Source organism: Nonomuraea sp. NPDC050783, assembly GCF_040802095.1.
Taxonomy (GTDB): domain Bacteria; phylum Actinomycetota; class Actinomycetes; order Streptosporangiales; family Streptosporangiaceae; genus Nonomuraea.
On record NZ_JBFAHK010000004.1, the window covers coordinates 76,412 to 100,314 of the forward strand.

The 23,903-nt window shown below is 74.6% G+C and carries 26 protein-coding genes and 1 pseudogene; 8 read left to right on the forward strand and 19 right to left on the reverse strand.

Features of this window, described 5'->3' with window-relative positions:
• Positions 1-22: 22 nt before the first annotated feature.
• The 9 genes from AB0H75_RS11765 to AB0H75_RS11805 form a co-directional block, all read right to left on the reverse strand.
• On the reverse strand, positions 23-1,255 hold the full coding sequence (locus AB0H75_RS11765; RefSeq protein WP_367794456.1) for a glycosyltransferase family 4 protein: 1,233 nt from the start codon (positions 1,253-1,255) through the stop codon (positions 23-25).
• 11 nt (positions 1,256-1,266) lie between these two features.
• Positions 1,267-2,607 carry a hypothetical protein gene (locus AB0H75_RS11770; RefSeq protein ID WP_367794459.1) on the reverse strand — a complete coding sequence of 447 codons (1,341 nt, stop codon included), beginning with the start codon at positions 2,605-2,607 and terminating at the stop codon, positions 1,267-1,269.
• Positions 2,595-3,353: an NDP-sugar synthase gene (locus tag AB0H75_RS11775; RefSeq protein WP_367794461.1), complete on the reverse strand. Its 759-nt coding sequence runs from the start codon at positions 3,351-3,353 to the stop codon at positions 2,595-2,597. Before AB0H75_RS11775 ends, AB0H75_RS11770 begins: the two co-directional genes overlap by 13 nt.
• Positions 3,346-4,035 carry an HAD family hydrolase gene (locus AB0H75_RS11780; RefSeq protein WP_367794464.1) on the reverse strand — a complete coding sequence of 230 codons (690 nt, stop codon included), beginning with the start codon at positions 4,033-4,035 and terminating at the stop codon, positions 3,346-3,348. The genes AB0H75_RS11775 and AB0H75_RS11780 overlap by 8 nt, the downstream gene beginning before the upstream one ends.
• 71 nt (positions 4,036-4,106) lie before the next feature.
• Positions 4,107-5,270: a 2-phospho-L-lactate transferase CofD family protein gene (locus AB0H75_RS11785; protein ID WP_367794467.1), complete on the reverse strand. Its 1,164-nt coding sequence runs from the start codon at positions 5,268-5,270 to the stop codon at positions 4,107-4,109.
• Positions 5,267-6,058: a glycosyltransferase family 2 protein gene (locus tag AB0H75_RS11790; protein WP_367794470.1), complete on the reverse strand. Its 792-nt coding sequence runs from the start codon at positions 6,056-6,058 to the stop codon at positions 5,267-5,269. The genes AB0H75_RS11785 and AB0H75_RS11790 overlap by 4 nt, the downstream gene beginning before the upstream one ends.
• 3 nt (positions 6,059-6,061) lie before the next feature.
• The gene (locus AB0H75_RS11795) at positions 6,062-6,733 is read right to left on the reverse strand and encodes a hypothetical protein (protein ID WP_367794472.1); all 672 of its coding nucleotides are present in this window, start codon (positions 6,731-6,733) and stop codon (positions 6,062-6,064) included.
• Positions 6,734-7,122: 389 nt separating this feature from the next.
• A complete protein-coding gene (locus AB0H75_RS11800; RefSeq protein ID WP_367794475.1) occupies positions 7,123-8,412 on the reverse strand; it encodes an FAD-dependent oxidoreductase in 1,290 nt (429 codons plus the stop codon).
• Positions 8,405-9,541, reverse strand: a complete 1,137-nt coding sequence (locus tag AB0H75_RS11805; RefSeq protein WP_367794477.1) for a cupin domain-containing protein — start codon at positions 9,539-9,541, stop codon at positions 8,405-8,407. The genes AB0H75_RS11800 and AB0H75_RS11805 overlap by 8 nt, the downstream gene beginning before the upstream one ends.
• A 92-nt stretch (positions 9,542-9,633) precedes the next feature.
• Between AB0H75_RS11805 and AB0H75_RS11810 the strand changes: the two genes are divergently transcribed.
• The gene (locus AB0H75_RS11810) at positions 9,634-10,407 is read left to right on the forward strand and encodes an IclR family transcriptional regulator (protein WP_367794480.1); all 774 of its coding nucleotides are present in this window, start codon (positions 9,634-9,636) and stop codon (positions 10,405-10,407) included.
• A gap of 115 nt (positions 10,408-10,522) precedes the next feature.
• On the opposite strand, the pseudogene AB0H75_RS11815 reads toward AB0H75_RS11810, so the two are convergent.
• Positions 10,523-11,023: pseudogene (locus tag AB0H75_RS11815) on the reverse strand (dioxygenase); the annotation flags it as partial.
• Positions 11,024-11,290: 267 nt separating this feature from the next.
• On the opposite strand from AB0H75_RS11815, the gene AB0H75_RS11820 reads away from it, so the two are divergent.
• Positions 11,291-11,482 carry a helix-turn-helix domain-containing protein gene (locus tag AB0H75_RS11820; RefSeq protein WP_367794482.1) on the forward strand — a complete coding sequence of 64 codons (192 nt, stop codon included), beginning with the start codon at positions 11,291-11,293 and terminating at the stop codon, positions 11,480-11,482.
• A 7-nt stretch (positions 11,483-11,489) separates the two neighbouring features.
• On the opposite strand, the gene AB0H75_RS11825 is transcribed toward AB0H75_RS11820, so the two are convergent.
• From AB0H75_RS11825 to AB0H75_RS11835, 3 genes are all read right to left on the reverse strand, one after another.
• Positions 11,490-11,843 carry a hypothetical protein gene (locus AB0H75_RS11825; RefSeq protein WP_367794485.1) on the reverse strand — a complete coding sequence of 118 codons (354 nt, stop codon included), beginning with the start codon at positions 11,841-11,843 and terminating at the stop codon, positions 11,490-11,492.
• Positions 11,844-12,054: 211 nt separating this feature from the next.
• Positions 12,055-12,756, reverse strand: a complete 702-nt coding sequence (locus AB0H75_RS11830) for a glycosyltransferase family 2 protein (protein ID WP_367794488.1) — start codon at positions 12,754-12,756, stop codon at positions 12,055-12,057.
• A complete protein-coding gene (locus AB0H75_RS11835) occupies positions 12,753-13,733 on the reverse strand; it encodes an NAD-dependent epimerase/dehydratase family protein (protein ID WP_367794491.1) in 981 nt (326 codons plus the stop codon). Before AB0H75_RS11835 ends, AB0H75_RS11830 begins: the two co-directional genes overlap by 4 nt.
• 129 nt (positions 13,734-13,862) lie before the next feature.
• Here AB0H75_RS11835 and AB0H75_RS11840 point away from each other — a divergent pair, with 129 nt between their 5' ends.
• From AB0H75_RS11840 to AB0H75_RS11850, 3 genes are all read left to right on the forward strand, one after another.
• Positions 13,863-15,173 carry a glycosyltransferase 87 family protein gene (locus AB0H75_RS11840; protein WP_367794494.1) on the forward strand — a complete coding sequence of 437 codons (1,311 nt, stop codon included), beginning with the start codon at positions 13,863-13,865 and terminating at the stop codon, positions 15,171-15,173.
• A gap of 107 nt (positions 15,174-15,280) precedes the next feature.
• Positions 15,281-15,922, forward strand: coding sequence for a TIGR04282 family arsenosugar biosynthesis glycosyltransferase (locus AB0H75_RS11845; protein ID WP_367794497.1), 642 nt, complete (start codon positions 15,281-15,283; stop codon positions 15,920-15,922).
• Positions 15,919-16,530 carry a class I SAM-dependent methyltransferase gene (locus AB0H75_RS11850; protein WP_367794500.1) on the forward strand — a complete coding sequence of 204 codons (612 nt, stop codon included), beginning with the start codon at positions 15,919-15,921 and terminating at the stop codon, positions 16,528-16,530. Before AB0H75_RS11845 ends, AB0H75_RS11850 begins: the two co-directional genes overlap by 4 nt.
• A gap of 92 nt (positions 16,531-16,622) precedes the next feature.
• Here the strand turns inward: AB0H75_RS11850 and AB0H75_RS11855 are convergent, their stop codons facing one another.
• On the reverse strand, positions 16,623-17,108 hold the full coding sequence (locus tag AB0H75_RS11855; RefSeq protein ID WP_367794503.1) for a hypothetical protein: 486 nt from the start codon (positions 17,106-17,108) through the stop codon (positions 16,623-16,625).
• 371 nt (positions 17,109-17,479) lie between these two features.
• Between AB0H75_RS11855 and AB0H75_RS11860 the strand changes: the two genes are divergently transcribed.
• From AB0H75_RS11860 to AB0H75_RS11870, 3 genes are all read left to right on the forward strand, one after another.
• Positions 17,480-18,136 (forward strand): response regulator, encoded by a 657-nt coding sequence (locus tag AB0H75_RS11860; RefSeq protein WP_367794506.1) that lies wholly within the window; start codon positions 17,480-17,482, stop codon positions 18,134-18,136.
• 15 nt (positions 18,137-18,151) lie between these two features.
• Complete coding sequence (locus AB0H75_RS11865; protein WP_367794509.1) at positions 18,152-19,384, forward strand: sensor histidine kinase; 1,233 nt, start codon at positions 18,152-18,154, stop codon at positions 19,382-19,384.
• A 219-nt stretch (positions 19,385-19,603) separates the two neighbouring features.
• A complete protein-coding gene (locus AB0H75_RS11870; protein WP_367794512.1) occupies positions 19,604-20,296 on the forward strand; it encodes a hypothetical protein in 693 nt (230 codons plus the stop codon).
• On the opposite strand, the gene AB0H75_RS11875 is transcribed toward AB0H75_RS11870, so the two are convergent.
• The 5 genes from AB0H75_RS11875 to AB0H75_RS11895 form a co-directional block, all read right to left on the reverse strand.
• Positions 20,275-20,454: a hypothetical protein gene (locus tag AB0H75_RS11875; protein ID WP_367794515.1), complete on the reverse strand. Its 180-nt coding sequence runs from the start codon at positions 20,452-20,454 to the stop codon at positions 20,275-20,277. The two genes, AB0H75_RS11870 and AB0H75_RS11875, sit on opposite strands and share 22 nt — an antisense overlap.
• Before the next feature lie 136 nt (positions 20,455-20,590).
• Positions 20,591-20,725 carry a hypothetical protein gene (locus tag AB0H75_RS11880; RefSeq protein ID WP_367794518.1) on the reverse strand — a complete coding sequence of 45 codons (135 nt, stop codon included), beginning with the start codon at positions 20,723-20,725 and terminating at the stop codon, positions 20,591-20,593.
• Between the two features lie 53 nt (positions 20,726-20,778).
• Positions 20,779-21,558: a class I SAM-dependent methyltransferase gene (locus AB0H75_RS11885; protein ID WP_367794521.1), complete on the reverse strand. Its 780-nt coding sequence runs from the start codon at positions 21,556-21,558 to the stop codon at positions 20,779-20,781.
• 226 nt (positions 21,559-21,784) lie between these two features.
• Positions 21,785-22,876: a mechanosensitive ion channel family protein gene (locus AB0H75_RS11890; RefSeq protein ID WP_367794524.1), complete on the reverse strand. Its 1,092-nt coding sequence runs from the start codon at positions 22,874-22,876 to the stop codon at positions 21,785-21,787.
• A gap of 12 nt (positions 22,877-22,888) precedes the next feature.
• Positions 22,889-23,884 (reverse strand): ribonucleotide-diphosphate reductase subunit beta, encoded by a 996-nt coding sequence (locus AB0H75_RS11895; RefSeq protein WP_367794527.1) that lies wholly within the window; start codon positions 23,882-23,884, stop codon positions 22,889-22,891.
• Between the last annotated feature and the right edge of the window lie 19 nt (positions 23,885-23,903).

Genomic DNA, 23,903 nt, shown 5'->3' on the forward strand with positions numbered 1-23,903 from the left:
CGCGACCCGAAGGACCGCCCGGTCAGCGCTTGAGGGCCGCGCGGTAGATCCCGGCGGTCTCGGCCGCGGCGCGTTCCCAGCTCAGGCTCTCCCGGACGAACCGCTCGCCGCGCCGGGCCAGCGCCCGCCGCAGCGCCGCGTCCGTCATCACCTCGATCACCCCGCGCGCGATGTCGGCCGGCTCGCCGGCCCGGACGAAGCGCACCGCGGGCCGGGCCGGGTCCGGCCCGGCGAAGATCCGCGAGAAGCCGTCGCCCAGCACCGTCGCCCGCCCCAGCGCCATCGCCTCGGTCGCCACCAGCCCGAACGGCTCGAACAACGACGGGAACACGCACGCCTCGGCCAGCTCGTAGTACGCCATCAGCTCCCGCCCGGTCACGAACCGCCCCGAGGTCAGCACCCGCCCCCGCAGCCCGGTGGCCGCCACGATGCGCCGCACGCCGGTCTCGTCACCCTCTCCGACGAGCACCAGCCGCACCCCCGGCACCGCGGCCGCCACCTCCCGCATCGCCTCCAGGAGCTGGTAGACGCCCTTCTGCCGCTCGATCCTGCCGACGAACAGCAGCACCCGCTCCCCCTTCGCCAGCCCCAGCGTCCCGCGCAGCGCGGCCGCCTCCGCGCCCAGCGCCTCGCGGTCGAAGGCCGGGTCGGCCAGCACCGGCTCGTACGTCCCGCCGAGCGGCACCACCTCGATCGGGGTGCGCCGCCAGCCCGCCGCGAGAAGCTGCTCGCGCACCTCCGGCGTGGCCACCACGACCCGCCGCGCGACGCGCGCCAGCCAGCGCTCCAGCGCGGCGAACAGGTTGAGCGGGTCGGTGATGCTGCGCTGCGGCGCGACGCCGTACTCGGTGGTGTGGACGTGGAAGACGACCGGCAGCCGCAGCAGGTAGTGGCACAGCAGGCCGGCCAGGAAGTTCGTGGAGTCGTGCACGGCCACCAGGTCCGGCCGGGGGCCGCGGCGCAGCCGCAGCACGTAGCGCGCGTTGCTCGCCACGACCCGCAGCGCGAGCAGCAGGAACTCCACGCGCCTGGTGCGGTTGAGCCGCCGCCGGCGGCCGCCGCCGAGCAGGCGGTTGCGCGGCCGGTGGACGGTGACCCCGTCCACGCGCTCGTCCACCGGCAGGCCGCCGTCGTTGAGCGTGTACACGGTCACGTCGTGGTCGCGCGCCAGGTACGGGGTGATCAGCTCCACGTAGCGGCCCAGGCCGGCGGTGATGTTGGGCGGGAACTGGTTGACGATGCAGGCGATCCTCATGCTGTCCGTCCTCATGAGCGGTATCTCCGGGCGGCGGTCGTCCCCACCACGGCCAGCAGGACCAGGTTGGCCAGCGCGAAGCCCACCAGCCCGCCCGTCAGCCCCTGCCAGCGCACGCACGCCGCCAGCACGGCCAGCGCGGGCGGCGTGCCCGCCAGCAGGCAGCCGGCCAGCACCTTCGCGCCGCGCACGCCGTCCATCGACAGCGCCACCGAGTACAGGTTGAACGCGGTGTGCACGCCGATGCCCAGCGCCGACAGCGCCATCAGCTCCGTCGAGTACGGGTACGCGCCGCGCATCAGCAGGAAGAACACCGTGCTGGCGGCGAAGGAGAACACCGCCGTGACGACGGCGACGACCGGCGCCAGCCGGGCGATCCGCCGCATCAGAAGGGGTTTGTCGGAAGTGGCCATCAGCGGCAGCAGTGCCAGCCCGATCCCGTCGGTGAACACCACGCCCATCAGCCGCTTGGGGAAGCCGTTGTAGACCGAGTAGACGCCGACGTCGGCCGGCGCCGCCCAGTGGTTGAGAAAGATCACGTCCACGCCGAAGAGCACGCCGGTCAGCGCGGCGATCGCGCTCACCCAGCCGCCGTGCCGGTAGAGCGTCCCGGCCAGCCGCGCCGAGAACGCCCGCGGCCGCACCCCGGCCGCCACCACCGCCACCGCCGCGAACAGCAGGTTCGTGACGACCAGCGCGGCCAGGTACGGCCCCGCCTCCCGCACGCCGAGCACCAGCAGGCAGAAGCAGGCGGCGCCCAGGTAGCAGGCGGCGATGGCCAGCTTCAGCCAGGCCACGAGCGCGAAGCGCTTCAGCCCGCGCAGGAAGCTCTCGGCGAGCTGGTTGACCGTCATCGAGAACGCCAGGGCCAGCCCGGCCGCGAGGGTCGCGGTGTCCACGTTGAGCGCCGCGGTGAGCAGCGGCGCGGCCAGCATCCCGAGCCCGGCCAGGGCCGCGCTGACCGCCAGCGTGGCCAGCAGCGCCGTGGCCAGCAGCGCGGGCCGCCGCTCCGGCTCGGCGCGCGGCAGCTCCTGGAGCATGACGTAGTGGAGGCTGAACAACATGCCGACGGTGACGATCAGCGCGACTGTCAGCACCACGGTGAACTGGCCGAACGCTGCCGCTCCCGCGCCACGCGCGATCACCAGCGTGGTCGCCGCGGCGATCGCGCTGGCCAGCGTGCTCACCAGCGTCGGCCCGGCCGCCCACCGGTGCGCCGCCATCCAGCCGCGCGCGCGGCCGGCCGCCCCGCCCGCCGGCCCGCCCCTCAGCCCGTCCCTCAGGCCGCCCCTCAGCCCGCCCCTCAGCCCGCCGGGCCCCCGGGCGCCGGGCCGGGCCCTCAGCCCGGGCACCGCAGGTACGCCCGGCGGGCGAACTCCAGGTCCTCGGCGGTGTTGACGCCGCGTGCCTCGGCCGGGTCGCGCACCGGCACCACGGTCACCGGCCAGCCCTCGGCCTGGGACAGGTGCGCCAGGAACGGCAGGAAGTTCACCTCGCCGGTGGCCGCGCCCCGCCCGGCCGCGGCCGCGTACCGCGCCCAGGCCGCCTCCAGCCCCTCCGTGGCCAGGCAGAACACGCCCACGTCGCTGAGCCCGCCCGGCCGGCACTCCTCGCCCTCCCTGGACTGCCGCACGCGTACGAGCCCGCCCCCGGCCAGCTCGTACTCCACGTACGGATCGGGCATCGGCACCAGCGGCAGGGTCATGCCCTTGCCCGGGTGGGCGGCCAGCACGGCGCGCACGGTCTCCGGCGACAGGTTCGCCTGGTCGCCCCAGACCACCAGGATCGTCCCGTACGCCGACCAGTGCCGGGCCGCCGGGCCGAAGATCGCGTCCCCCATGCCGGTCGGCCGCTCCTGCACGCTCACCGACACCCCGCCGCCGGCCAGGTCCGCCGCGGCCAGCGCCCGGAACGGCCCCTCGCCCTCCGGCGAGACGACCACGTGGACGTGCCCGGCCGCCGGGCTCAGCCGCCGGTGCAGCAGGTGCCAGAGCGTCACGCCGTCCGCGATCTCGATCATGATCTTCGGGACGCCGGAGCCCAGCCGGGTCCCCCGGCCCGCCGCGGGGACGACCGCGCACACCTCCCGCTCACTCACTGCCGATCACCTCATCTCCGAGAAGGGACACCACGTCGTGCAGGCTGCCCGCCGCGATCGCGCCCGGCGCCGGCTCGGCGGTGTGGACGTGCAGCGTGGCCAGCCCCGCGCCGACCGCCGAGGCCACGCCGGGCGCGGAGTCCTCCAGCACGACCGCCTCGGCCGGGTCCACCCGCCACCGCTCGCAGGCGAGGGCGTAGAAGCGCGGGTCGGGCTTGCTGACCGGCACGTCGTCGGCGGTCAGCACGCCGCGGAAGGCGTCCGCCAGCCCGCAGGCCGCCAGCGCCCGCGCCACCGAGGCCCGGCTGCCGCCGGTCACCAGGTATGCCGCCCGCCCGCCGGCCGCCAGCCGGTCGAGCAGCGGGCGCGCGCCGGGGAAGGGCCGCACCAGGCCCGCGCGGACGTGCTCGCGGTAGAGCTCCTGCTTGCGCCGGGCCAGCCGGGCGGCCACGGCGGGGTCCTCGGCCAGCCGGGCGGCGACGGCCGCCGTGCTCGCGCCGGCGTGGTCGGCGTACCGGAAGGTGGCCAGCCGGTCCGGGGCCAGCTCGGCGATCGCCTGGCGGAAGGCGGCCTCGTGCGCCGGGAAGGAGTCCAGGAGCGTGCCGTCGAGATCGCACAACCACACCCGCCACCGCCGCCCGCCCGCGCCCGTCGCACCCGCGCCCGTCGCACCCGCGCTCATCCCACCCGCGCTCATCCGGTCCGCGCCCATCCGGTCCGCGCCCATCCCACCCGCGCCCATCCCACCCGCGCTCATCCCGCTCGGGCCAGCGGGGTCTCGCCGAGCAGGGCGCGCAGGGCGGCGGCGGTGCGGGGGCCGTGGTGGGCGCCGGGCCGGCCGGGGTCCTCCAGGTCGGCGGTGATCCAGCGGGCGCCGGCCCACGCCCCGTGCTCGGCGACGGCCCGCGGCACGGCCGGCCCGCCCGGCGCGCCCCGGTGGCTGAGGACGTGCGTGACCGTCCGGCGCTCGTTGCCCGGATCGCCCAGGTATGCCAGCGTCCGGTCCACCAGGTCCGTCGCGGTCAGCCCCTGGACGTCGTGGTCGCGCCCGACGTTGACCACGAACACCCGGGCCGCCGCCCGCCCGCCGGCGATGGCCGCGGCGACGCCCGGCGTGAGGTAGCTGGGCAGCAGTGAGGAGTGCGGCGTGCCGGGCCCGTACACGACGAGGTCGGCCTCCGCGAGGGCCCGCAGCGCCTCCGGGTCGGGCGCGGCGGGGACCGCGCGGCGCGCCAGCAGCTCGCGCACCCGCTCGGCGGGCAGCCCCGCCAGCCCGGCCAGCTCGTCCCCGGTGAGCGGCCTGGGCAGCAGGAACAGGCCGGTGATGGCGGTGGCGTCCTGCGGCGCGACGATGTCGGCCTCGTCGGCGAGGACCCGGCCGTCCTGCTTGAGCGCGACGAGGTAGGCGTCGGCGCCGTCGGTCACGTTCAGGATCCGGACCGGCGAGCCGAACAGGCGGGCGCACTCGCGCACGGCGGCGTTGAAGTCCCCGCCCAGCCGCAGGTAGGCGCCCGCGAGCACGAGGTTGCCCAGCGCGCAGTCCGCCAGGTCGAACGTGCCGGGCCCGGCGGCCAGCCGCGCGGCGAACGTGCGCAGGTCCCGCACGACCGGCTCGGCCACCGTGCCGGAGGCGGCCAGCCCGGCGATGAGCCGCTCCAGGTCGGCCGGGCTGCTGCCGGGCGGGAGCCGGTGTTCGAGCACCGCTCGCCGGGGGTCGTCGCGGCCGAGGTGCAGCAGGAGGTTCTTGCGGAAGTCGGACGGGCCGAGCATGCCCGGCAGGTAGCGGCGCAGCGCGCCGGTGGACAGGCCGTTGTCGTACCCGTTGACCAGCAGGGACAGCTTCAGACCCGGCACGCGCAGCAGGGCGCGGGCGATGCCGGCCGCGCCCCGCCCGCCGCTGAACATGGCCACCCTCATCGGGCCTCCTGGAGGGACGACGGGGCGTGCTCCGGCACCTCCGGCGTCTCCGGCACCTCCGGCGCGCGCAGCACGCCGCGGCGCAGCAGCCAGTGCCGCAGCCCGAGGTAGCCGACGAACAGCGCGCGGTCGCGGGCGCCGCGCCAGAACCGCCAGCCCCGGCTGCCGCCGCCGCGCTCGCGGTGCTCGATCGGCAGCTCCACCCAGGTGTGGCCCAGCTCGGCGACGCGGGCGGTGATCTCGGTGGAGCAGTTCATGCCGGCCGACTCCAGCGGCAGCGCGCGGAACAGCGGGCCGTGCACGACCTTGAAGATCGAGTTGAAGTCGCGGTAGCGGGTGCGGTGCAGCAGGTTGCTGACCGCGCCGCTGGCCGCCGACCCCCACCGGTACGCCAGGCCGTCGGCCTTCCTGATCCGGGCGCCGGACAGGGCGCGCACGCCGCCGGCCGCGATGCGGTCGAGGAAGCGGTCCAGGTTGGCGATGGGGAACTGGCCGTCGCTGTCGAGCAGCACGACCCATTCCAGGCGGGTGGCCGCGATCGCGGCGGCGATGGCGGCGCCCGCGCCCCGGTTGCGCTCGAACGTGACGACCCTGAGCCGCGGGCAGCCGGCCTGCAGCTCGCGCAGGACCCGGCCGGTGCCGTCGGCGCTGCCGTCGTCGCAGACGACGATCTCCCAGGCGCCGACCTCCGGATGGCGCTCCAGGTAGGCGCGCCACTCCGTCACGGCGGCCTCGATGTTGTCCGCCTCGTTGTAGGCGGGGGCGGCCACCGAGATGTCGATGGGCATCGGTCACCTCCTCGGGCCGGCGCCGGCGCCCGTCAGGCGCTCGATCCAGCGGTCCAGGGGCAGCAGGTTGATCCCGACGATGATCGGGACGTGGACGAGCGTGAACACGATCGCGCCCCCGAACGAGATCGGCCCGCCGGTGAACAGGTTGATGTGCGGGGCGTCGATGGTCTCGGGGATCGCGACCGGGTTGACCACCTGCCACATCACGTCCAGGAAGCCCGAGAACACGATCAGCACCCCGCTGGCCATGATCTTCAGGCAGCGGCCGGGCGAGCCGCCGCCGATGCGGTAGGCGGCGGCGGCCGTGAGCACGATCCCCGGATAGAGCAGCAGGTAGAGGTGGGTGTAGAAGCTGTCGCCCTGGGCGCGGGCGCCGTCGCCGTAGTAGAACCAGCTGATCCTCGGGATGAGGTAGCCGGTCAGGAAGACGAACGGGACGTACAGCAGCCAGTGCAGCCGCGGCGTGACCCAGGGGAAGAACGCGATCGCGCAGCACAGGCAGGCGAAGGCGAGCAGCCTGGCGCCCAGTTGCCAGGCGGCCTCGATGTCGCGGGTGTGCGGGGTGGCCAGCCACACGAAGGCGAAGCCGGCGGCGCCGACGGCCAGGGCGATCCACCAGATGTGCGCGGCCCACGGGCGCCGGGCGTTGAGCAGGGGGTCGGGATGATTCACTACCGGTCCTCGGACGTCGAGACGGGTCGCGGGAGCGCTCCCAGCGCAGTATGTCATCCCTCGGGACGCAGCCGGTCTGAATACTAAATTAGGTGCCCGCCGGAACTTGCACCGTTACTGACTGCCTGTGATGTCCGGGCAAAAGTCCTGCTGGAGGCCGATTTTTACGGCAGTCCGAAAGAATGGAACGATTTACTTAAATCCTGTATCACGTCGCCTGCCTGCGCCGTCGAGATCGCGTTCGGGAAATGGCCCGCAACGCTCTCCCGAGTCGTTTCCCGGGCAGGCGCCGACGCCCTGGAGGGTCGCCGCAGGCAGATGGCCGTTTTTAGCGTTTGGGAGCGCTCCCGAAATCTTCGGCTGATTGGACCCGAAACTCGCGTTTCGGGCTACCGCAATGAGCCGCCGCCGTCGTAACCGGGGAACATCGGCGGCAGCTCCTCCGGGGTGAGGGCCGTCGGCCCGAACAGCCAGTCCACGTAGCGGTAGTCGTGGACGTCGCGCTCGCGCAGCACCGCGTTGCGCCACTCGCGCGCGTGCCCGTCGTGGTGCCACAACCTCCCCCAGGCCCGCGCCGTCGTCTGCACCCGCCGGCAGTGCCGGGCGCGCACGGCGTTGTAGGCCGCCAGCGCGGCGTCCCAATCGATGCCCGAACCGGCGCCCGAACCGGCGCCCGAACCGGCGCCCGAACCGGCGCCCGAACCGGCGCCCCAGCCGGTGCCCGCCCGCGCGCCCACGTGCTCGGCCAGCACCCAGGCGTCCTCGATGGCCATGACCGCGCCCTGCGCCAGGTACTGCAGCGGCGGGTGCGCGGCGTCCCCGGTGAGGGCGATCCGGCCGCGTACCCAGCCGTCGATCGGCTCGCGGTCGTACATCCGCCAGCGGCGGTCGCGCCACAGCAGCGGCAGGCAGGCCCGCACCTGCTCGCCGGTCGCCGCGAACGCCGCGTCCAGCTCGTCCGGGGTGCCCCAGTCCTCCTGCCCGGCCAGCGCCTTCGGCGACTCGAACACCGCGACCTGGTTGAACATCTCGCCGTTGCGCAGCGGGTACTGCACGAAGTGGCAGCGCGGGCCGACGTGGACGACCACGTCCTTGGGCCGCACGTCGAGGCGGGCGACCCGGTCGAAGGGCACCGCGCCCCGGTAGGCGACGTACGCGGAGCCGACCGGCTCGTCGTCGCTGAGCAGGCGGCGGGCCACGGAGCGCAGCCCGTCGGCGGCGAGCACGACCGCGCCGTGCTCGCGCCCTCCCGCGTGCACGGCGACCGCACCCCCCGCGGCCTGCTCGTACCCGGTCACGGTGACGTCGTCGACCAGGTCCACGCCCGCCCTCCGGCACGCGCGCAGCAGGGCGCCGTGCAGGTCGCTGCGATGGATCACCAGGTAGGGGAAGCCGTAACGCCGCTCCACGTCGCGCAGGTCGAGCCTGGTCAGGACACCGCCGTCGAGCGCGTCCCGCATGACGATGCCCTCGGGCCGCGCGCCGAGCGAGGTGACCTCGTCGAGCAGGCCCCAGCGGTCGAGGATGCGCGTGCAGTTGGGCGCGATCTGCAGGCCGGCGCCCACCTCCCCGAACCGGTGGGCCTGCTCCAGCACCCGGACCCGCAGCCCCTTCCTGGCGAGCGCCAGGGCGTTGGCCAGGCCGCCGATGCCGCCGCCCACCACCACGACGTCAGCCATGCTCGGCCCGGTCCAGGCGCAGCGCCTCGAAGATCGGGCTGTCGCTGAACCGGAAGAGGTCCAGCGCCCCCGAGTCGGAGTCGGACGCCGAGGACTCCGAGCGCGCCGAGAACGGCGTCCAGGAGGGCACCACGAACAGGTCGCCACGGCTCACCGACCACGACGCCTCGCCGACCGTGACCCGCCCGCTGCCGTCGAAGACCTGGTACACCGAGGAGCCGGTCTCCCTGCGGGGCGCGGTCTCCGCGCCGCGGCGCACGCGGTGCATCTCCACCCGGATCGTCGGCAGCACGTCGCCGCCGGTGGTGGGGTTGGTGTAGCGGACGGCGGCGTGACCGGGCCCGGCCGTCCCGGCGTGGCCCTCGGCCTCCAGCGCGAGCTGGTCGGCCAGCGCGCGGTCGGTGTCGGCCCACCGGTAGGCCAGCAGCGGGGTGGCGGGCAGGGCCCCCGGCAGGGCGACCGGGCGCAGGCCGGGGTGACCCCACAGGCGCTCCGACCTGGACCACTCGGGGGTGGTGCGCTCGGCCGCGCTGATCCGGTCGCGACCGAACTCGAAGAACGGGGCCTCGGTGAGGTACTGGAACGGGATGTCCAGGCCGTCGATCCACGCCATCGGCCGGTCGGCCGCGTTGTGGTGGGCGTGCCAGTTCCAGCCGGCCTGCGGCAGGAAGTCGCCGCGCCGCATGGGCACCGGGTCGCCGCCGACCACCGTCCACACGCCCTCGCCCTCGACGACGAAGCGGAAGGCGTGCTGGGTGTGGCGGTGCTCCGGGGCGTCCTCGCCCGGCATCAGGTACTGGATCGCCGCCCACAACGTCGGCGTGGCGAACGGCCGGCCGCCGAGCGCCGGGTTCGCCAGCGCGATCGCCCGCCGCTCCCCTCCCCTGCCGACCGGTACGAGCCGCCCGGCGCGGTCCGCCAGGGCCAGCAGGCTCTCCCACCGCCACAGGTACGGCACCGCCTTGGACCGGGGATGCGGCGGCATCAGATCCCCGATCTCCGTCCATAACGGGACCAGCAGCTCCTTCTCGAAGCCCCGGTACAGCTCCTCCAGCGCCGCCGACGGCGCCGGCTGGTCCGGCGAGTCGACCGCGGTGAGGCGGACCGGGGAGTCGGCGGGCTCGGTCATGTCTCCTCCTGGCTCCGGTGCGGGGACGGCCGCCGGTCCGGCGGGGTTCCAGCTTGTAGGGTGGCGCCCAGAAGAGAACAGGAGATTCTGCTGTGAAGAATCCTCCCGGCTATCCCGTCCGCAGCGTCGACCACGCGTTGCAGCTCGCCGTCATGCTCCAGGTCGAGGGCCCTCTCGGCGTGGGCGAGGCGGCGCGGCGGCTCGGCGTGGCGCCCTCCACCGCGCACCGCCTGCTGGCCGTGCTCGTCTACCGGGACTTCGCCGTCCGGCGCGCGGACCACACGTACGCGGCCGGGCCGGTGCTCTCGCTGGGCGCCGGCTCGCCGTCCCACACCGCGCTGCTGCGCGCGGTCGCCATGCCGCACCTGGCCGCCCTCGTCGAGCGGGTCCAGGAGAGCGCGAACCTGCAGATCCTCGCCGGCGACCACGTGCGCTTCCTCGGGTCGGTCGAGTGCGCGCGGGCGCTGCGGGTCGGCGACCGCGAGGGCATGGTCTTCCCCGCGCACCTGGCCTCGGGCGGCAAGGTCCTGCTCGCCGACCTGCCGCCGGAACGGCTCGACGCGCTCTACGGCGCCGACCGGTGGGCCGGCCGCCTGGAGCGGCGGCCCGGCCTCGGGCCGCTCCGCCGCGAGCTGCGCAACGTCCGCGAGCGGGGCTTCGCCATCAACGCCGGCCGCACCGAGCCGGGCGTCACCGCCGTCGGCCGGGCCGTGCGCGACGCGGGCGGCCGCGCCCGGGCCGCCGTGTCGGTGTCGATGCCCACCAGCCGCTTCTCCCGCGACCGGCTGCCGGAGCTGGTCGCCGCCCTGTCCGTGACCGCCCGCGACATTGAGGCGGAGCTGCGCGACTCCCCCGCCGCCACCTGACCTCCTCCCGGGGGCCGGCGGCCGGAGAGCCCTCCCGGCGGACGGTGATAGGGAAGTCCACCCGCCGGTACGGGTTCGGCAGCCCGGCACGCGCCGCGCCCTCCGGATCGTCCACCAGGGCGAACTCGCGGACGAGGCTCGCCTTGACGCCGAACACCGCGCCGGAGTCGAGGTACGGCGACCCCACCACGAACAGGTGAGTGGTGAGCGTGCGCACGTCCGGCGCGGACACCTCGACGTGGAGGTGCGCGGCGCGGTGGGGATGGCGGCGGGTGGCGCGCAGCAGCCGCCCGACCGGGCCGGTCGCCGAGCCGCCTCGGCGGCGAGTCACCAGATGGGAGGGGCCCTCCACGGTCGATTCCGTGCGGGTGCCGCCGGAGCGGTTGTTCAGGGTCCCGACCAGCATCGGCACGCCGAGCACGTCGGCCGGCAGGATGAACTCCTGCCGGGTGGCGTCGCACTTCTGCGCGGTCTCGGTGAGGAAGCGCACGCCCTCGGCCCGCTCCTCCCGCGTGAGCCGCACGTCCTTGACGAAGGCGTGCGCGTGGCGCACCAGCGAGGTGAGGACGGTACGCAGCCGCTCGTCGGGCGTCCCGGCGAAGGAGGCGGCGACGATCCCGGCCGAGCGCTCCTCGTCGAACGGGCCGGGGCGGGCGGGGCCGGGCGCGGGGTGTCGGTCATGGTGTCCGTCCTTCTCGGTGACGCCGACGCCACGGGAGACGGTCGTAGGAGAAGGGTCTCAGGCGCGGGCGCAGCCGGCACGGCCAGGCCGGCCGCCTCGCCCGCCGCGAACAGGAACGCGGGCACGTCCGGCGGGTGCCGTCCAGGCTCGGCGGGACGATCCTGACCTGGCCGTAGGAGGTGACGCCGAGGTCCTGGCGGCGTGCCGTACTCGAAGGCGCGGGCCGGACCGCGGCTCGGTAACTCCCCGGTGCCGCTGGAGACCCGCCCGGTGGCCGAGGTGGCCCACCGGGTCGGGTGCTCCAGCCCGTCGGCGTTCATCACGGCCTTCACCAAGGAGTACGGCTGCACGCCCGGCCGCTACGCCGGGCGTGAGCACGGTACTGAAGGCTGACCGACGATCAGTTCCACCCGCCGGGCCACCACCACGGGTTCCGGTTGTGACCGTAGTCGCGGTCGTAGTCCCGGTCGTAGCCGCCGCGGTCGTACTCGTCCCTGTCGTACTCGTCCTTGTCGTAGTCGTCCTCCACCGGCTCCGGCGTCTTGTCGACGCCGTGGTCGTCCACCTTGTCGTGGTGGTGGCCGTGCCGCTTGCCGTAGTTACGCGACTCGTTGTCGTTACGGATGATGACCTTGATGCGCGGCAGGCGCGGGTTGCGCAGGAGCGGCTTCTCGCCGTGCCGCGGGCCGCCGGCCTGGACGGCGGGGAAGCCCGCGGCCGCGGCCGCCACCCCCGTGCCCAGCGGAAGGAGCATGGCGCCGGCGACAGCGCCGGTCAGAACCGCCGCGGCGAGCCGCCCGCGACGCGTTGCCGAGGTTTGCCGAGTATCGGTGTTCACGTGCTCTCATTTCATGTCGAATGTCGTCGGACGAGAGCAGACGTACCCACGTCGACACTCTCAGTTACCTCTCGAAAACCAAACATCACACCAAACCCACAGATGTCATTCGTCACCGGATGATGGATCAGGAGCGCCGCAGACGCCCACGCGACCGGGTCCCGTGCGAGAGCGGGCGGGAGCCGGTCATGACCCGTCGCATGTCCGAGACGGCGTGGAGGGTGCCGCGCAGGGTGCCGGTCACCTTGCTGACGCCCGCCCGGGGCAGGTAGTCGACCTCTGTCTCGGCGATCCGCCAGCCGGCCGCGGCGGCGCGCAGCACCATCTCCAGGGGGTAGCCGAAGCGGCGGTCGGTCAGCCCGAGGTCCAGCAGCGCCGCGCGGCGGGCCGCGCGCATGGGGCCGAGGTCGTGCAGCGGCGCCCCCGTACGGCGGCGCAGCGTGGCGGCGAGGACGGCGTTGCCCAGCCGGGCATGCCAGGGCCAGGAACCCGCGGCCGTCCGGATGCGGCGTCCCAGGACGAGGTCGCAGCGCCCGTCGAGCACCGCGGCGGTCACCCGGGGCAGCTGGCCGGGTTCGAGCGAGGCGTCGGCGTCCATGAAGCAGACCAGATCGGCGGTGGCGGCGAGCAGGCCGGCGTGGCAGGCGGCGCCGAACCCGCGCACCGGCTCGTGGACCACCTCGGCCCCGAGCTCGCGGGCGATCAGCGCGGAGCGGTCGGTGGAGCCGTTGTCCACCACGATCGCGCGGTAGCCGTCGGGCATGCGCCCGAGCACCCAGCCGAGCGCGGCCTCCTCGTTCAGGCAGGGCAGGATCACATCGACGGTCATGACCCGGCGAACTCCTTCATGCCGGTCCCGAAGTCGATCTCGGCGTGGAAGCCGAGCTCGGCCCCGGCGCGGCCGGGGGCGGCCACGATGTGGCGGACGTCGCCCAGCCGGTAGTCCCCGGTGACGACCGGGCTGGGCCCGCCCCGTTCCGCGGCCAGCGCGCGGGCCATCTCGCCGACGGTGTGCGGGGTGCCGGAGGCGATGTTCCAGGCACGCAGCTCGCCGGGCCGGACGGGTGCCGACACGGCCGCCAGGTTGGCGCGGGCGACGTCGCGCACGTGGACGAAGTCGCGGAGCTGGCGGCCGTCCTCGAACACCTTCGGGGCGCGGCCCGCCTCCAGCTCGGAGCGGAAGACGGCCGCCACTCCGGCGTAGGGGGTGTCGCGCGGCATGTGGGGCCCGTAGACGTTGTGGTAGCGCAGCGCGGCCGCGCTGCCGCCCGTCTCCCTGGCCCAGTTGGCGGCCAGGTGCTCCTGGGCGAGCTTGGTGGTGGCGTAGGCGTTGCGCGGATCGGTGGGGGCGTCCTCGTCGATGGCGGCGCAGGCCAGCGGCTCGCCGCACCGGGGGCAGGGCGGGTCGAACCGGCCGCGCTCCAGGTCCTCCGCGGCGCGCGGGCCCGGCCTGACCGGGCCGTGCGCGGCGCACTCGTAGCGTCCTTCGCCGTAGACCACCATCGAGGACGCCAGGACCAGCCGGCCGATCGTGTGCCTGGCCATGGCGGCCAGCAGGACGGCCGTGCCGTACACGTTGGCCGAGGCGTAGTCGGGCAGGTCGGAGACGTCCACGCCGAGACCGACCTTGGCGGCCTGGTGCACGACGACCTCGACGCCCGGCAGCGCCGCGTCGAGCCGGCCGGGGTCGCGGACGTCCGCGCCGGTCCGCAGGTCGAGACCGACGACGTCGTGGCCCGCGGCTTCCAGCGCCTCGACCACGTGCCTGCCGACGAAACCGGCCGAGCCGGTGACCATCACTCTCACGCCGCCGACCGTAGCCCGGCCGGGTGGTGCCGGACAGCGACGTTCGCGATCCGTAAGGGTTCTTACGGAGCTCGAACGGCGGGCGCCAGGACGGCCGGCGAGCGGGCGCGGGATGCCAGGCTGCGGGCTGTGAGCCGGAACCTGTCAGCGGCCGTGGCGGCGCTCCTCGCGCTGGCGGCCGTCGTGGCCAGGATGGTGGCGGGCCCGCCCGCCCTGGGCTGGTACCTGCTGGGCTGGGCGCTGTTCGCCGCGGCGTTGTGGCTGGTCGGGCGGGTGCCGGAGCGGCAGGCGGCCGTGCTGGTCGTCGCCGGCGGGATCGCGCTGGCCGGGATCGGGCTGACGGCGCCGCCGAGCAGCAGCACCGACTCCTTCCGGTACGCCTGGGACGGCCGCGTGCAGGCCGCCGGCCTCTCGCCCTACGACCGCCCGCCCGCCGACCCGGCGCTCGCCGGGCTGCGCGACGGCTGGCTCTTCCCCGCCGGCTGCGGGGAAGCGCGCCTGTGGCCGTTGCCCGGCGGCGGCTGCACCCGGATCAACCGCCCCACGGTGCCGACGATCTACCCGCCGCTCGCGCAGGGGTACTTCCTGCTGGTCCACTGGCTGTCGCCGGAGGGTTCCCGGCACAAGGCACTGCAGCTCGGCGGCTGGGCGATGGCCGTCCTCGCGTCGCTGGCGCTGTGGCGGGCGGCGGGGGCGCGGCGGGCGGCGTGCTGGGCGTGGTGTCCCGCCGTCCCGGTCGAGGCCGTGAACAACGCGCACGTGGACATGCTCGGGGTGCTGCTGGTGGTGGTGGCCTTCTGCGCCGTCCGCGGGCGGGGCGCGTTCCTGGGCGCGGCCGTGGCGGCCAAGCTGCTGCCCGCGACGGCGCTGCCCGGCGCCCTGGCGGGCGTGCTCGCGAACGCCGCGGGCGGGGTGGCGTGGCGGCGGGCGCTCGGCGTCGTGCTGCCCGCCGCCCTCGTGGTCGTGCTGTCCTATGTCCCGTACGTGCTGCTCTCGGGCACCTCGGTGGCCGGTTACCTGCCCGGCTACCTCCAGGAGGAGCACTACGACGGCGGCGGCAACCGGTACGCGGTCCTGCGGTTGCTCCTGCCGGACTCCTGGGCGCCCGTCGCCGCGGTCCTGCTGCTGGCCCTGGCCGTCCTGGCCGTCCTCCGCCACGGCGACGCGGAGCGGCCGTGGCGGGGCGCGCTGCTGGTCAGCGGGGCGCTCCTGCTGCTGTTCACGCCGGGGTACTCCTGGTACGCGCTGCTGGTCGTCGCGCTGGCCGCGCTGGACGGCCGGTGGGAGTGGCTGGGCACGGCCTTCGCCGGCGCCGTCGCCTACGCCACCGGACCGGCGGCGCCCGGCGGCCCCGCCACCCTCGTCTACGCCGTGGCCGCGCTGGCCGTACTGGCCGGGTGGGCCGCGCGCCGTCCCCGGCGGGCGGAAGCACTCCGATGACCCTCAGAACGATCTCCGACACGTCCACCGGCCGGCGGCGCGCTCCTCGTCATCGCGCCGCCCGCGCCGGTGGAGCACCTGCTGTCCGCACCTCGTAAGGACGGGTAATGCCGCGTCATCACCACCCGCAGTATCTGATCATCGCCAAGGAACCGGTGCCGGGGAAGGTCAAGACCCGGCTGACCCCGCCGTTCAGCCCGGTCCAGGCCGCGGCGCTCGCCGAGGCCGCGCTCCGCGACAGCCTGCGGGCCGTCGCCGCGACGCCCGCCGCCCAGCGGGTGCTCGCCCTGGACGGCCTGCCCGGCGGCTGGCTGCCGCCGGGGATCGTGGTGATCCCGCAACGCGGCGGCGGCCTGGACGAGCGCCTGGCGGCGGCCTTCTCCGACGCCCACCGGCTGCGCCCCGGGCCCGCCGTCCTGATCGGCATGGACACCCCGCAGGTCACCCCCGAGCTGCTGCGCGCCGCCGGCGAGGCGCTGGACAGCCACGACGCGGTGCTCGGCCCGGCCGCCGACGGCGGTTTCTGGCTGCTCGGGCTGCGGCGGCCCGGCCCGGAGCTGGTCCTGGGGGTGCCCATGTCGCATCCGGAGACCGGCAAGCTCCAGCTCGACCGGCTCGAACGCGCCGGGCTGTCCGTCCGGCTGCTGCCTGAGCTGATCGACGTCGACACCGCGGCCGACGCCGCCACGGTGGCCGCCCAGGCGCCCGGGTCGTGTTTCGCCGCCGTGCTGGAAGGGCTGGGCCGGTGATCGGGGAGATCTACGCGGACGCCCTCGCCGGGGAGAGCGCCGAGATCGAGTACGTGGACGGCACCCGCGTCGCGCTGGAGACCGCCCGCTGGTTCGAGCCGATCGACGGCGACGAGGAGCTGCTCAGCCGGTGCGCCGGCCCCACGCTGGACATCGGCTCCGGCCCCGGGCGCCTGACGGCGGCGCTGACCCGTCGCGGGATCCACGCGCTCGGCATCGACGTCACGCCGCGCGCCGTCGCCCTGACCCGCCGCGCCGGCGGCTTCGCCCTGCTGCGTGACGTCTTCGACGACGTCCCCTGGAGCGGGCACTGGGCGACGGCCCTGCTCGCCGACGGCAACATCGGCATCGGCGGCCACCCCGAGGCGCTGCTGCGCCGGGTCAGGCAGCTCATCCGGCCCGGCGGCGCGGTGCTGGCCGAGGTCGCCCCGCCCGGGACGCGCAGCCGGGTCGACCGCGTCCGGCTGCGCCGCGGGCGGCTGACCGGTGAGTGGTTCGGCTGGGCCACCGTGTCGGCGACCGACCTGCGCCGGGTGGCCCTGGCCGGCGGGTTCGGCGACGTCGAGTGCTGGACGGCGCACGGCCGCTGGCTGGCGTGCCTGCGCTGACCGCCCGCGCCGGGGCGGCGCCGGCCGGCCCGCGGCTGCCACCCCGCGCTGACGGGGCGCCGGGTGGCAGCGGGTCGTGCTCCTTCAGCGGGTCAGTTGTAAGGGTTGTCGTAGGTCACCGACTTGGTGCGGCTGTTGTAGGTGTTGCCGGGGTAGAACCAGCCGCCCGTCAGGTACAGGGTGACGTTCTGGAGGGTGGTGGAGTGGGTGTATTCGCCGTCGTACAGGAACAGGTAGAGCTGACATCCGGGGGGAGCGGTCGTCGTGCCTGTCTGTGACGGGTAGAGATAGGTGCTGCCGTTCACCGCGAGGTAGAGGTTCGGCATGGGGTAGGAGCCGCTGCCCCAGCACAGGCGCAGCGCGTACTTGAATTTCGTGTTCCCGTCGTCGAACGCGATCGTGCCGGTGAGCTGGGCGAGCATGATCGAGGGACCGGCGTTCGAGTTCACGGTGAGGTACACGCTCTGGTCCGGGCCGTACGCGGCGTGTGCGGGGGTGACCGGGAGCAGGAGCGCCGCGAGCGCGGCGATGGCGACGGCGACGGAGCTGACCGCGCGGCGTGCTCTGGAACGTGTCAAGTCCAACCTCATCTCTCCTCACGATGTCGGCGGAGTGCGCACGGAGACTATGGGCGGGTACGTGAGGCGTCCAGAGTGGTGGATGAGGGCCGGTGATTCGGCCCGGCGGTAACGTACGCCGTGGTGATGCGCGTACGGGTGAGCGGAGCCGCCACCAGGCCGGGTGATCGTGGCTGGTGAGCCGTAATGGCGGCGTGAAGGATGGAATTTTCATGCCGGTGGTGGCCGGGAGGCGTGGTCCGCCGTCCGGCGGAGGAGCGCTCCGCCGGACGGCGGAGACCGGGGGCGGGCGGCTCCGCGCGGCGGCGGTGGCGGGCGCGTTCCCGGGGTGGCTAGGGTCGGGCCGTGCTCGCGTACCCGGGGGTCCCGTCATGACGATCAGGCTGGTCATCGCCGACGACCACGCCATGATCAGGGCCGGCCTGCGGCTGGTCGCCGAGAACGCGGCCGGCCTGGAGGTGGTCGGCGAGGCGGCCGACGGGAACGAGGCCATCGCCGTGGTCCGGCGCGAGCGCCCCGACGTGCTGCTGCTGGACCTCGCGATGCCGGTCCTCGGCGGGCTGGAGACCGCCCGCGCGCTGCTCCCCGACCCGGCGGCGCCCAGGATCGTGATGCTGACGACGTTCGGCACCGACGAGAACCTGCATCGGGCGCTGCGCACCGGCGTCAACGGGTTCCTGCTGAAGAGCTCGCCGCCCGAGCACCTGGTCGAGGCGATCCGGGTCGCCGCGGCCGGCGACGGCCTCATCGACCCGGCGGTGGCCATGCGGGTGATCGCGTCCTTCGCCGCGCGGCCGGTGCCGGTGCCGCCGCCCGAGCTGGGCACGCTCACCGAGCGCGAGCGCGAGGTGCTGCTGCTGATGGCGCGGGGGCTGGCCAACCGGGAGATCGCCCGCGCGGCGGGCATCGGGGAGGCCACGGTCCGCAGCCGCGTCACCCAGGTCCTGCACAAGCTGGGGCTGCGCAACCGGGTGCAGGCGGTGATCCTGGCCTACGAGTCCGGCCTCGTCCGTCCCGGCGAGAGCTGACGGGCCGGGGGCGGGATGACGGGCCGCGTGCGGGTCCGGCTGCCCGGCGGATGGCGGCCGAGCCGGATGGACGTCCTGCTCGCGCTCGCCGTGGCGGTGGCCGGGCAGGTCGAGTCGTTCGGGCGGCAGGGGCTGGAGGCGGGCCAGATCCGCCATCCGGTGCCGCTCGCCGTGGGCGCCGTCGCCGCCGGGGCGCTGCTGGCGGTGCGCGGCCGGTGGCCGGTGGGCGCGCTGCTGGCGCTGGTGGCCCTCGGCGCGGGCGTCCGGGCGGTGACCGGCGGCCTCTACTATCCGGCCTGGCACTTCTACTCCACGCTGATCCTCGTGCACACCGTGGCCGGTGCGGCGGAGCCGCGCAGCCGCCGTGGCGCGGCCGGGCTGGCCGCGACGCTGCTCGCCTACCTGTCCCTGCAGACCCTCCAGTACAACGACGTGGCCGAGGTGCTGATCAGCGCCATCTTCGTCGGCGTCGCCCACCTCAGCGGCATCCTGCTGCGCCGCCAGATCGACCGGACGTTGCGCCTGGCGAAGGAGACCTCCCGGCTGGAGGCCGAGCGGGAGGAGCGCGCCAGGCACGCCGTGGCCGAGGAGCGGGCCAGGATCGCCCGCGAGCTGCACGACGTGGTCGCGCACAGCGTCAGCCTGATGATCCTGCAGGCGGGCGGGGTGCGCACGATGCTGGACCGGGAGGCGCGGCGCGAGCGCGAGCTGCTGCTCGGCGTCGAGCGGGCGGGCCGCCAGGCCGTGGAGGAGCTGCGGCTCATGCTCGGCATGCTGCGCGACCCCGGCGGGACGGGGGTCCAGGCGGCGCCCGCCGGGCTGGCGCACCTGGCCGCGCTGGTCGGGCAGGTCGAGGAGACGGGCGTGGCGGCCGGCCTGGACGTGCGGGGCCGGCCGGGGCCGCTGCCGCCCGCGCTGGACCTGTCGGCCTACCGGATCGTCCAGGAGGCGCTGACCAACACGCTCAAGCACGCCCGCGCGAGCCGCGTGGACGTCACCGTCACGCACGCGCCCACCGCGCTGACCCTGGAGATCACCGACGACGGCACCGGCCCCGGCCCCGGCGGTGACCTCGACGGGCACGGCGACCCCGACGGGCACGGCGACCCCGGCGGGCACGGCGACCCCGGCGGGCACGGGCTCATCGGGATGCGCGAGCGGGTGGCGATGCACGGCGGCGAGCTGACGGCGGGGCCGCGCCCCGGCGGCCGCGGCTACCGGGTGCGGGCGCGCCTCCCGCTCGGCTGACCCGCTCGGCCGGTCCCCGCCTGGCCGACTCCCGTGTCCGGCCGACTCCCGTGTCCGGCCGACTCCCGTGTCCGGCCGACTCCCGCGTCTGGCCGGTCCCCGCCCGGCCGGGACTCGCATCGGCGCGGGGGCCGGATCGTCCGGCAGGTGGACGACCGCCGCGGGCCGACCGCCTTAGCGTCCTTGCCCGGCAGTCACCCGCCGACGAAGGAGAGTCCCGTGTCGCCGTTGTCCGATCCGATCCGTTTCCGCCGCCTGGCCGCCGGAACGTGCCTCATCGCCGCTCCGCTGCTCTACGTCGCGGGCGTCCTCGCCGACCCCGCGCTGCGGCTGGGCGGCGAGGCCGACACGGTGGGCGTCTACGGGCGGGAGCTGGAGCAGGTGTCGCTGAGCGCCGCGGTCCTGCACTGGAGCTGGGTGCTGCTGGTGCCGGGCGTGATCGGCATGATCCACCTCGTACGGCGGCGCGCGGTGCTGCTCGGCCACCTCGCGGGCGCCCTCGCGCTGCTGGGCGTGGTGAACTTCTCCGCCCTCATGCTGGGCGACTTCTTCTACGCCCGGCTGGAGCGCGAGCTGCCCCCGGCGACCGGCGCCGCGCTCGCCGACCGGGCGCTGGCCGACCCCGGGGCGGTGCTCGGCTTCCAGATCCCGGGGTTCGCCGGGCTGGCCGGGCTGCTCCTGCTGGGCCTGGCGCTGGCCTACGACCGCCGGGTCCCGTGGTGGGCTCCCTTCGCCATGCTGGCCGGCGTCCTCGTCACGCCGATGTTCTGGGTGGGGACGGTGGCCGGCGGGCTGGCGTACCTGGCCGGCTCGGGCGTCATCGGGCTGCGCATGATCCGGATGACCGACGCCGAGTGGGCCGCCCCCGCCGTGCCCGCCGTGCCCGCCGTTCAGGAGAGGAAGGCGCCGTAGGGGCCGTTGAGTATGCCGTTCTTCTGGGTCTGGTCGAAGGTGCAGCTCGGGTAGCCGTAGAAGGAGGCCGACATGCACGTCCCGTCGGTGGAGGCCGCGTCGGGCAGGCCGAACGCGTGCCCCGGCTCGTGCACCATGCCGCCGTACCACCGGTTCATCGGACCGTTGATCCCCGTAGCGCCGTCGGCGTCGTGGCCGCTGAGGATCACCCAGCCGTTGCCGCCCCCGCTCTCGCCCTCGACGCTGACCTCACCGACGTTGACCCAGCGGCTGTCCGGAGCGCCGAGGCCGAACTTAGGTGACCTGGCAGCCGGCCGCGGCGGCGTGCGCGGTGGCCGCGTTCACCATCGCCAGGGCGGCCAGGCAGGCGGCGACGGCCACGCCGGCGACGCCGGTGCGTGAGCGACGTTGCTGCAGGCGCTCCGCCACTCGTCTGTTATCGCTAACATCACCGTCCCTTCCTCCGGGGAGCGGATCGGGTGTCACGGTCTGCGCGCGAGGACGAGCCGGCAGCGCGGGCTGCCGTCCGCGCGCCGGCCCAGCGCCGCCAGCGGCACCGTCGTCACGGTGAACCCGGCCGCGACCAGGTCGGCCCGCACCGCGCCCAGCCAGCCGGTGCCGTAGTACATGACGAACGGCGGGCGCCACAGGGCGTTGCGCACCCGCATGGCCAGGTCGAACCCGAGCAACGCCCAGTACCGGGCGGACCCGATCGGCGGCGGCCCGCCGATCGGGAAGGCGAACAGCCCGCCGGGCCGCAGCGCGCGGCGCACCCCGGCGAACAGCGCCAGGCGCTCGGCGGGCAGGAAGTGCCCGAGCGCCCCGAAGGTGACCGCCAGGTCGAAGGACGCGCCGAAGGGCAACATCCGCGCGTCGGCCCGCACCCATTCGAGCCGCGCTCCCTCGGCCAGCGCCCCCTCGGCCAGGGCCCCCTCGGCCCGCTCTCCCTCGGCCAGGGCCCCCTCGATCCGCGCCCGGCGCGCCTGCTCCAGCATGCCCGCGCTGAAGTCGACGCCCGTGACCCCCTCCCGGCACAGGGGCAGGAGGGCCCGCGTGCCCGCGCCGGTGCCGCAGCACACGTCCAGCCCCCGCTCGAACGGCCCGAGCCGCCGCAGCGCGCCGGCGGTCGCGTCGAGGACGCCGTCGGGGGTGCGGAAAGGGGTGTGGTCGAACTTCGGGGCGAGCAGGTCGTAGCCGCGCTCGACCGAGGAGAGCGCCTGGATCACCAACTCCCGCGACGACGGGCCTGACGGCGAGAACATCCGCCCAGGCTACTGCCCGCCCGCCCCGACGGCCGGAGCAAGAGGAGGAAAAGAGGTGGTGGACCCCGGGCGTGGCTGGCGTGGGCCGGCCCGGGGTGTGGGCGGGGTCCGGCCGGGGGGCGCCAATCCCGTCGGCCAGGCCGTGACCCTCGGCCCTCTTCTTTCAGGGCCGTGCGTGGCAGCTCATGACCACGGTAAAGGGATCATCATCCGGGGTTCCACCCATTTACCCGGTGACCGGGACGTCACCGGCGACCGGGACGCCGGCGCGGCTCTCCGGGGTTTCGACGCGGAAGCGGGGCAGCGCCTCCGGGTAGTTGTCGCGCACGTAGTCCACCAGGAACTCGCGCACGTCGCACTTGAGGTCCCACGCCGACGGCGAGTCGGCCGCGCTCATCAGGCAGCGCAGCTCGACCAGCCCGTTGGGCAGCACGTCGGTCACCTGCAGCGTCCAGTCCTTCTGGTCCCACAGCGGGTTGGCCTGCAGGAACTCGTACAGCGCCTCGCGCAGCCGCTTGACCGGCACCGACCAGTCCACCCGCAGGTACACCACGGCCAGCACCCGGCTGCCGTGCCGGGTCCAGTTCTCGAACGGGTTCTGGGTGAAGTAGTTGACCGGCAGCACGAGCCGCCGCTCGTCCCACAGCCGCAGCACCACGTACGTGAGCGTCAGCTCCTCGATGCGCCCCCACTCCTCCTCGACCACGACCACGTCGTCCAGCCGCAGCGCGTCGCTGAAGGCGAGCTGGAGCCCGGCCAGCACGTTGCCGATCGTGGGCTGGGCGGCGATGCCGACGATGGCGCCGGCGATGCCGGCCGAGGCCAGCAGGCCGGCGCCGAGGGCGCGCACCCCCGGGAAGGAGAAGAGCATCGCGCCGATCGCGATCACCACGATGACCGCGGCGGCGATGCGCCGCACCAGCGCGATCTGCGTCATGATGCGCCGCGCCCGCCGGTTGCGCTCGCCCTCGATCTGCACCAGCCGGTCGAGGACGACGTCCGTCAGCGCGTACGTGGCCTGCACGATCAGCCAGGTCACCGCCGCGATCGTGGCGAGCCCGAGCACCCGGTCCACGCCGCCCGCCAGGGTCTGCTGCCGCGTGGAATCGCCGAGGATGCCCGGCCCGAACACCACGTTGGCGGCGACGACGGCCGCCACCGCGAACGCCGGCCACGTGCAGCGTTCCACGAGGTGCCGGGCGAGCGACCATTTGCGCCCGATCCTGTTCAGCACCCGCCGGGACAGTTCCACCAGGAGGATCGATCCGATCACCGAGATCACGAGAATCGGCCAGTCCGCCGGAGACTGCACGTTCATGCCCCCAAATATCTAGAACGTCTCGTCAAAGCTCACATTGCCCTCAACCGCCACCTGGTAAGCAGAGACACGTCTCTCAAAGAAGTTGGCCAGCTCCTGCACGTCCTGGAGCTCCATGAACGCGAAGGGGTTGGCCGAGCCGTAGCGGCGGGGCAGGCCGAGCCTGGTCAGCCGCTGGTCGGCGACGTACTCCAGGTACTGGCGCATCTGGTCCACGCCCATGCCCGGCATGCCGTCGCCGCACAGGTCCTCGGCGAAGGCCAGCTCGGCCGCGACGGCCTCCTCCATCATGGCCGTCACCTGCTCGCCCAGCTCGTCGTCGAACAGCGACGGCTCCTCGGCGCGCACGGTGTCCACGACGCTGAAGGCGAACTCCATGTGCATGGACTCGTCGCGGAAGACCCAGTTCGTGCCGGTGGCCAGGCCGTTCAGCAGGCCGCGGGAGCGGAACCAGTACACGTACGCGAACGCGCCGTAGAAGAACAGGCCCTCGATGCAGGCGGCGAAGCAGATGAGGTTGAGCAGGAACCGCCGCCGCTGGTCGGCGCTCTCCAGCCGGTGCAGCTCGCCGATCGAGTCGATCCACTTGAAGCAGAACTCGGCCTTGTCCCTGATGGACGGGATGTGCTCGACCGCGGCGAACGCCTTGACCCGCTCGTCCGGATCCGGCAGGTACGTGTCCAGCAGCGTCAGGTAGAACTGCACGTGCACCGCCTCCTCGAAGAGCTGCCGGCTGAGGTACAGCCGTGCCTCGGGGGCGTTGACGTGCTGGTAGAGGTTGAGCACGAGGTTGTTGGCGACGATGGAGTCGCCGGTGGCGAAGAAGGCGACCAGCCGGTTGATCAGGTGCCGCTCCTGCGGCGTCATCCTCGCCAGGTCGGCGAGGTCGGTGTGCAGGTCCACCTCCTCGACCGTCCAGGTGTTGCGGATGGCGGCGCGGAAGCGCTCGTAGAAGCCCGGATAACGCATCGGGCGGAGGGTGAGGTCCATTCCGGGGTCGAGCAGCATGGCAGGGGTCTCCTTACTG

What these genes read in the sequence shown, in the direction of transcription:
- AB0H75_RS11765 (WP_367794456.1), bottom strand. Translation starts at nt 1,255, where the DNA reads ATGAGGATCGCCTGCATCGTCAACCAGTTCCCGCCCAACATCACCGCC.
- AB0H75_RS11780 (WP_367794464.1), bottom strand. Translation starts at nt 4,035, where the DNA reads ATGAGCGCGGGTGCGACGGGCGCGGGTGCGACGGGCGCGGGCGGGCGG.
- AB0H75_RS11785 (WP_367794467.1), bottom strand. Translation starts at nt 5,270, where the DNA reads ATGAGGGTGGCCATGTTCAGCGGCGGGCGGGGCGCGGCCGGCATCGCC.
- AB0H75_RS11790 (WP_367794470.1), bottom strand. Translation starts at nt 6,058, where the DNA reads ATGCCCATCGACATCTCGGTGGCCGCCCCCGCCTACAACGAGGCGGAC.
- AB0H75_RS11800 (WP_367794475.1), bottom strand. Translation starts at nt 8,412, where the DNA reads ATGGCTGACGTCGTGGTGGTGGGCGGCGGCATCGGCGGCCTGGCCAAC.
- AB0H75_RS11805 (WP_367794477.1), bottom strand. Translation starts at nt 9,541, where the DNA reads ATGACCGAGCCCGCCGACTCCCCGGTCCGCCTCACCGCGGTCGACTCG.
- AB0H75_RS11825 (WP_367794485.1), bottom strand. Translation starts at nt 11,843, where the DNA reads ATGCTCCTTCCGCTGGGCACGGGGGTGGCGGCCGCGGCCGCGGGCTTC.
- AB0H75_RS11830 (WP_367794488.1), bottom strand. Translation starts at nt 12,756, where the DNA reads ATGACCGTCGATGTGATCCTGCCCTGCCTGAACGAGGAGGCCGCGCTC.
- AB0H75_RS11845 (WP_367794497.1), top strand. Translation starts at nt 15,281, where the DNA reads ATGCCGCGTCATCACCACCCGCAGTATCTGATCATCGCCAAGGAACCG.
- AB0H75_RS11860 (WP_367794506.1), top strand. Translation starts at nt 17,480, where the DNA reads ATGACGATCAGGCTGGTCATCGCCGACGACCACGCCATGATCAGGGCC.
- AB0H75_RS11865 (WP_367794509.1), top strand. Translation starts at nt 18,152, where the DNA reads ATGACGGGCCGCGTGCGGGTCCGGCTGCCCGGCGGATGGCGGCCGAGC.
- AB0H75_RS11875 (WP_367794515.1), bottom strand. Translation starts at nt 20,454, where the DNA reads ATGAACCGGTGGTACGGCGGCATGGTGCACGAGCCGGGGCACGCGTTC.
- AB0H75_RS11885 (WP_367794521.1), bottom strand. Translation starts at nt 21,558, where the DNA reads ATGTTCTCGCCGTCAGGCCCGTCGTCGCGGGAGTTGGTGATCCAGGCG.
- AB0H75_RS11890 (WP_367794524.1), bottom strand. Translation starts at nt 22,876, where the DNA reads ATGAACGTGCAGTCTCCGGCGGACTGGCCGATTCTCGTGATCTCGGTG.
- AB0H75_RS11895 (WP_367794527.1), bottom strand. Translation starts at nt 23,884, where the DNA reads ATGCTGCTCGACCCCGGAATGGACCTCACCCTCCGCCCGATGCGTTAT.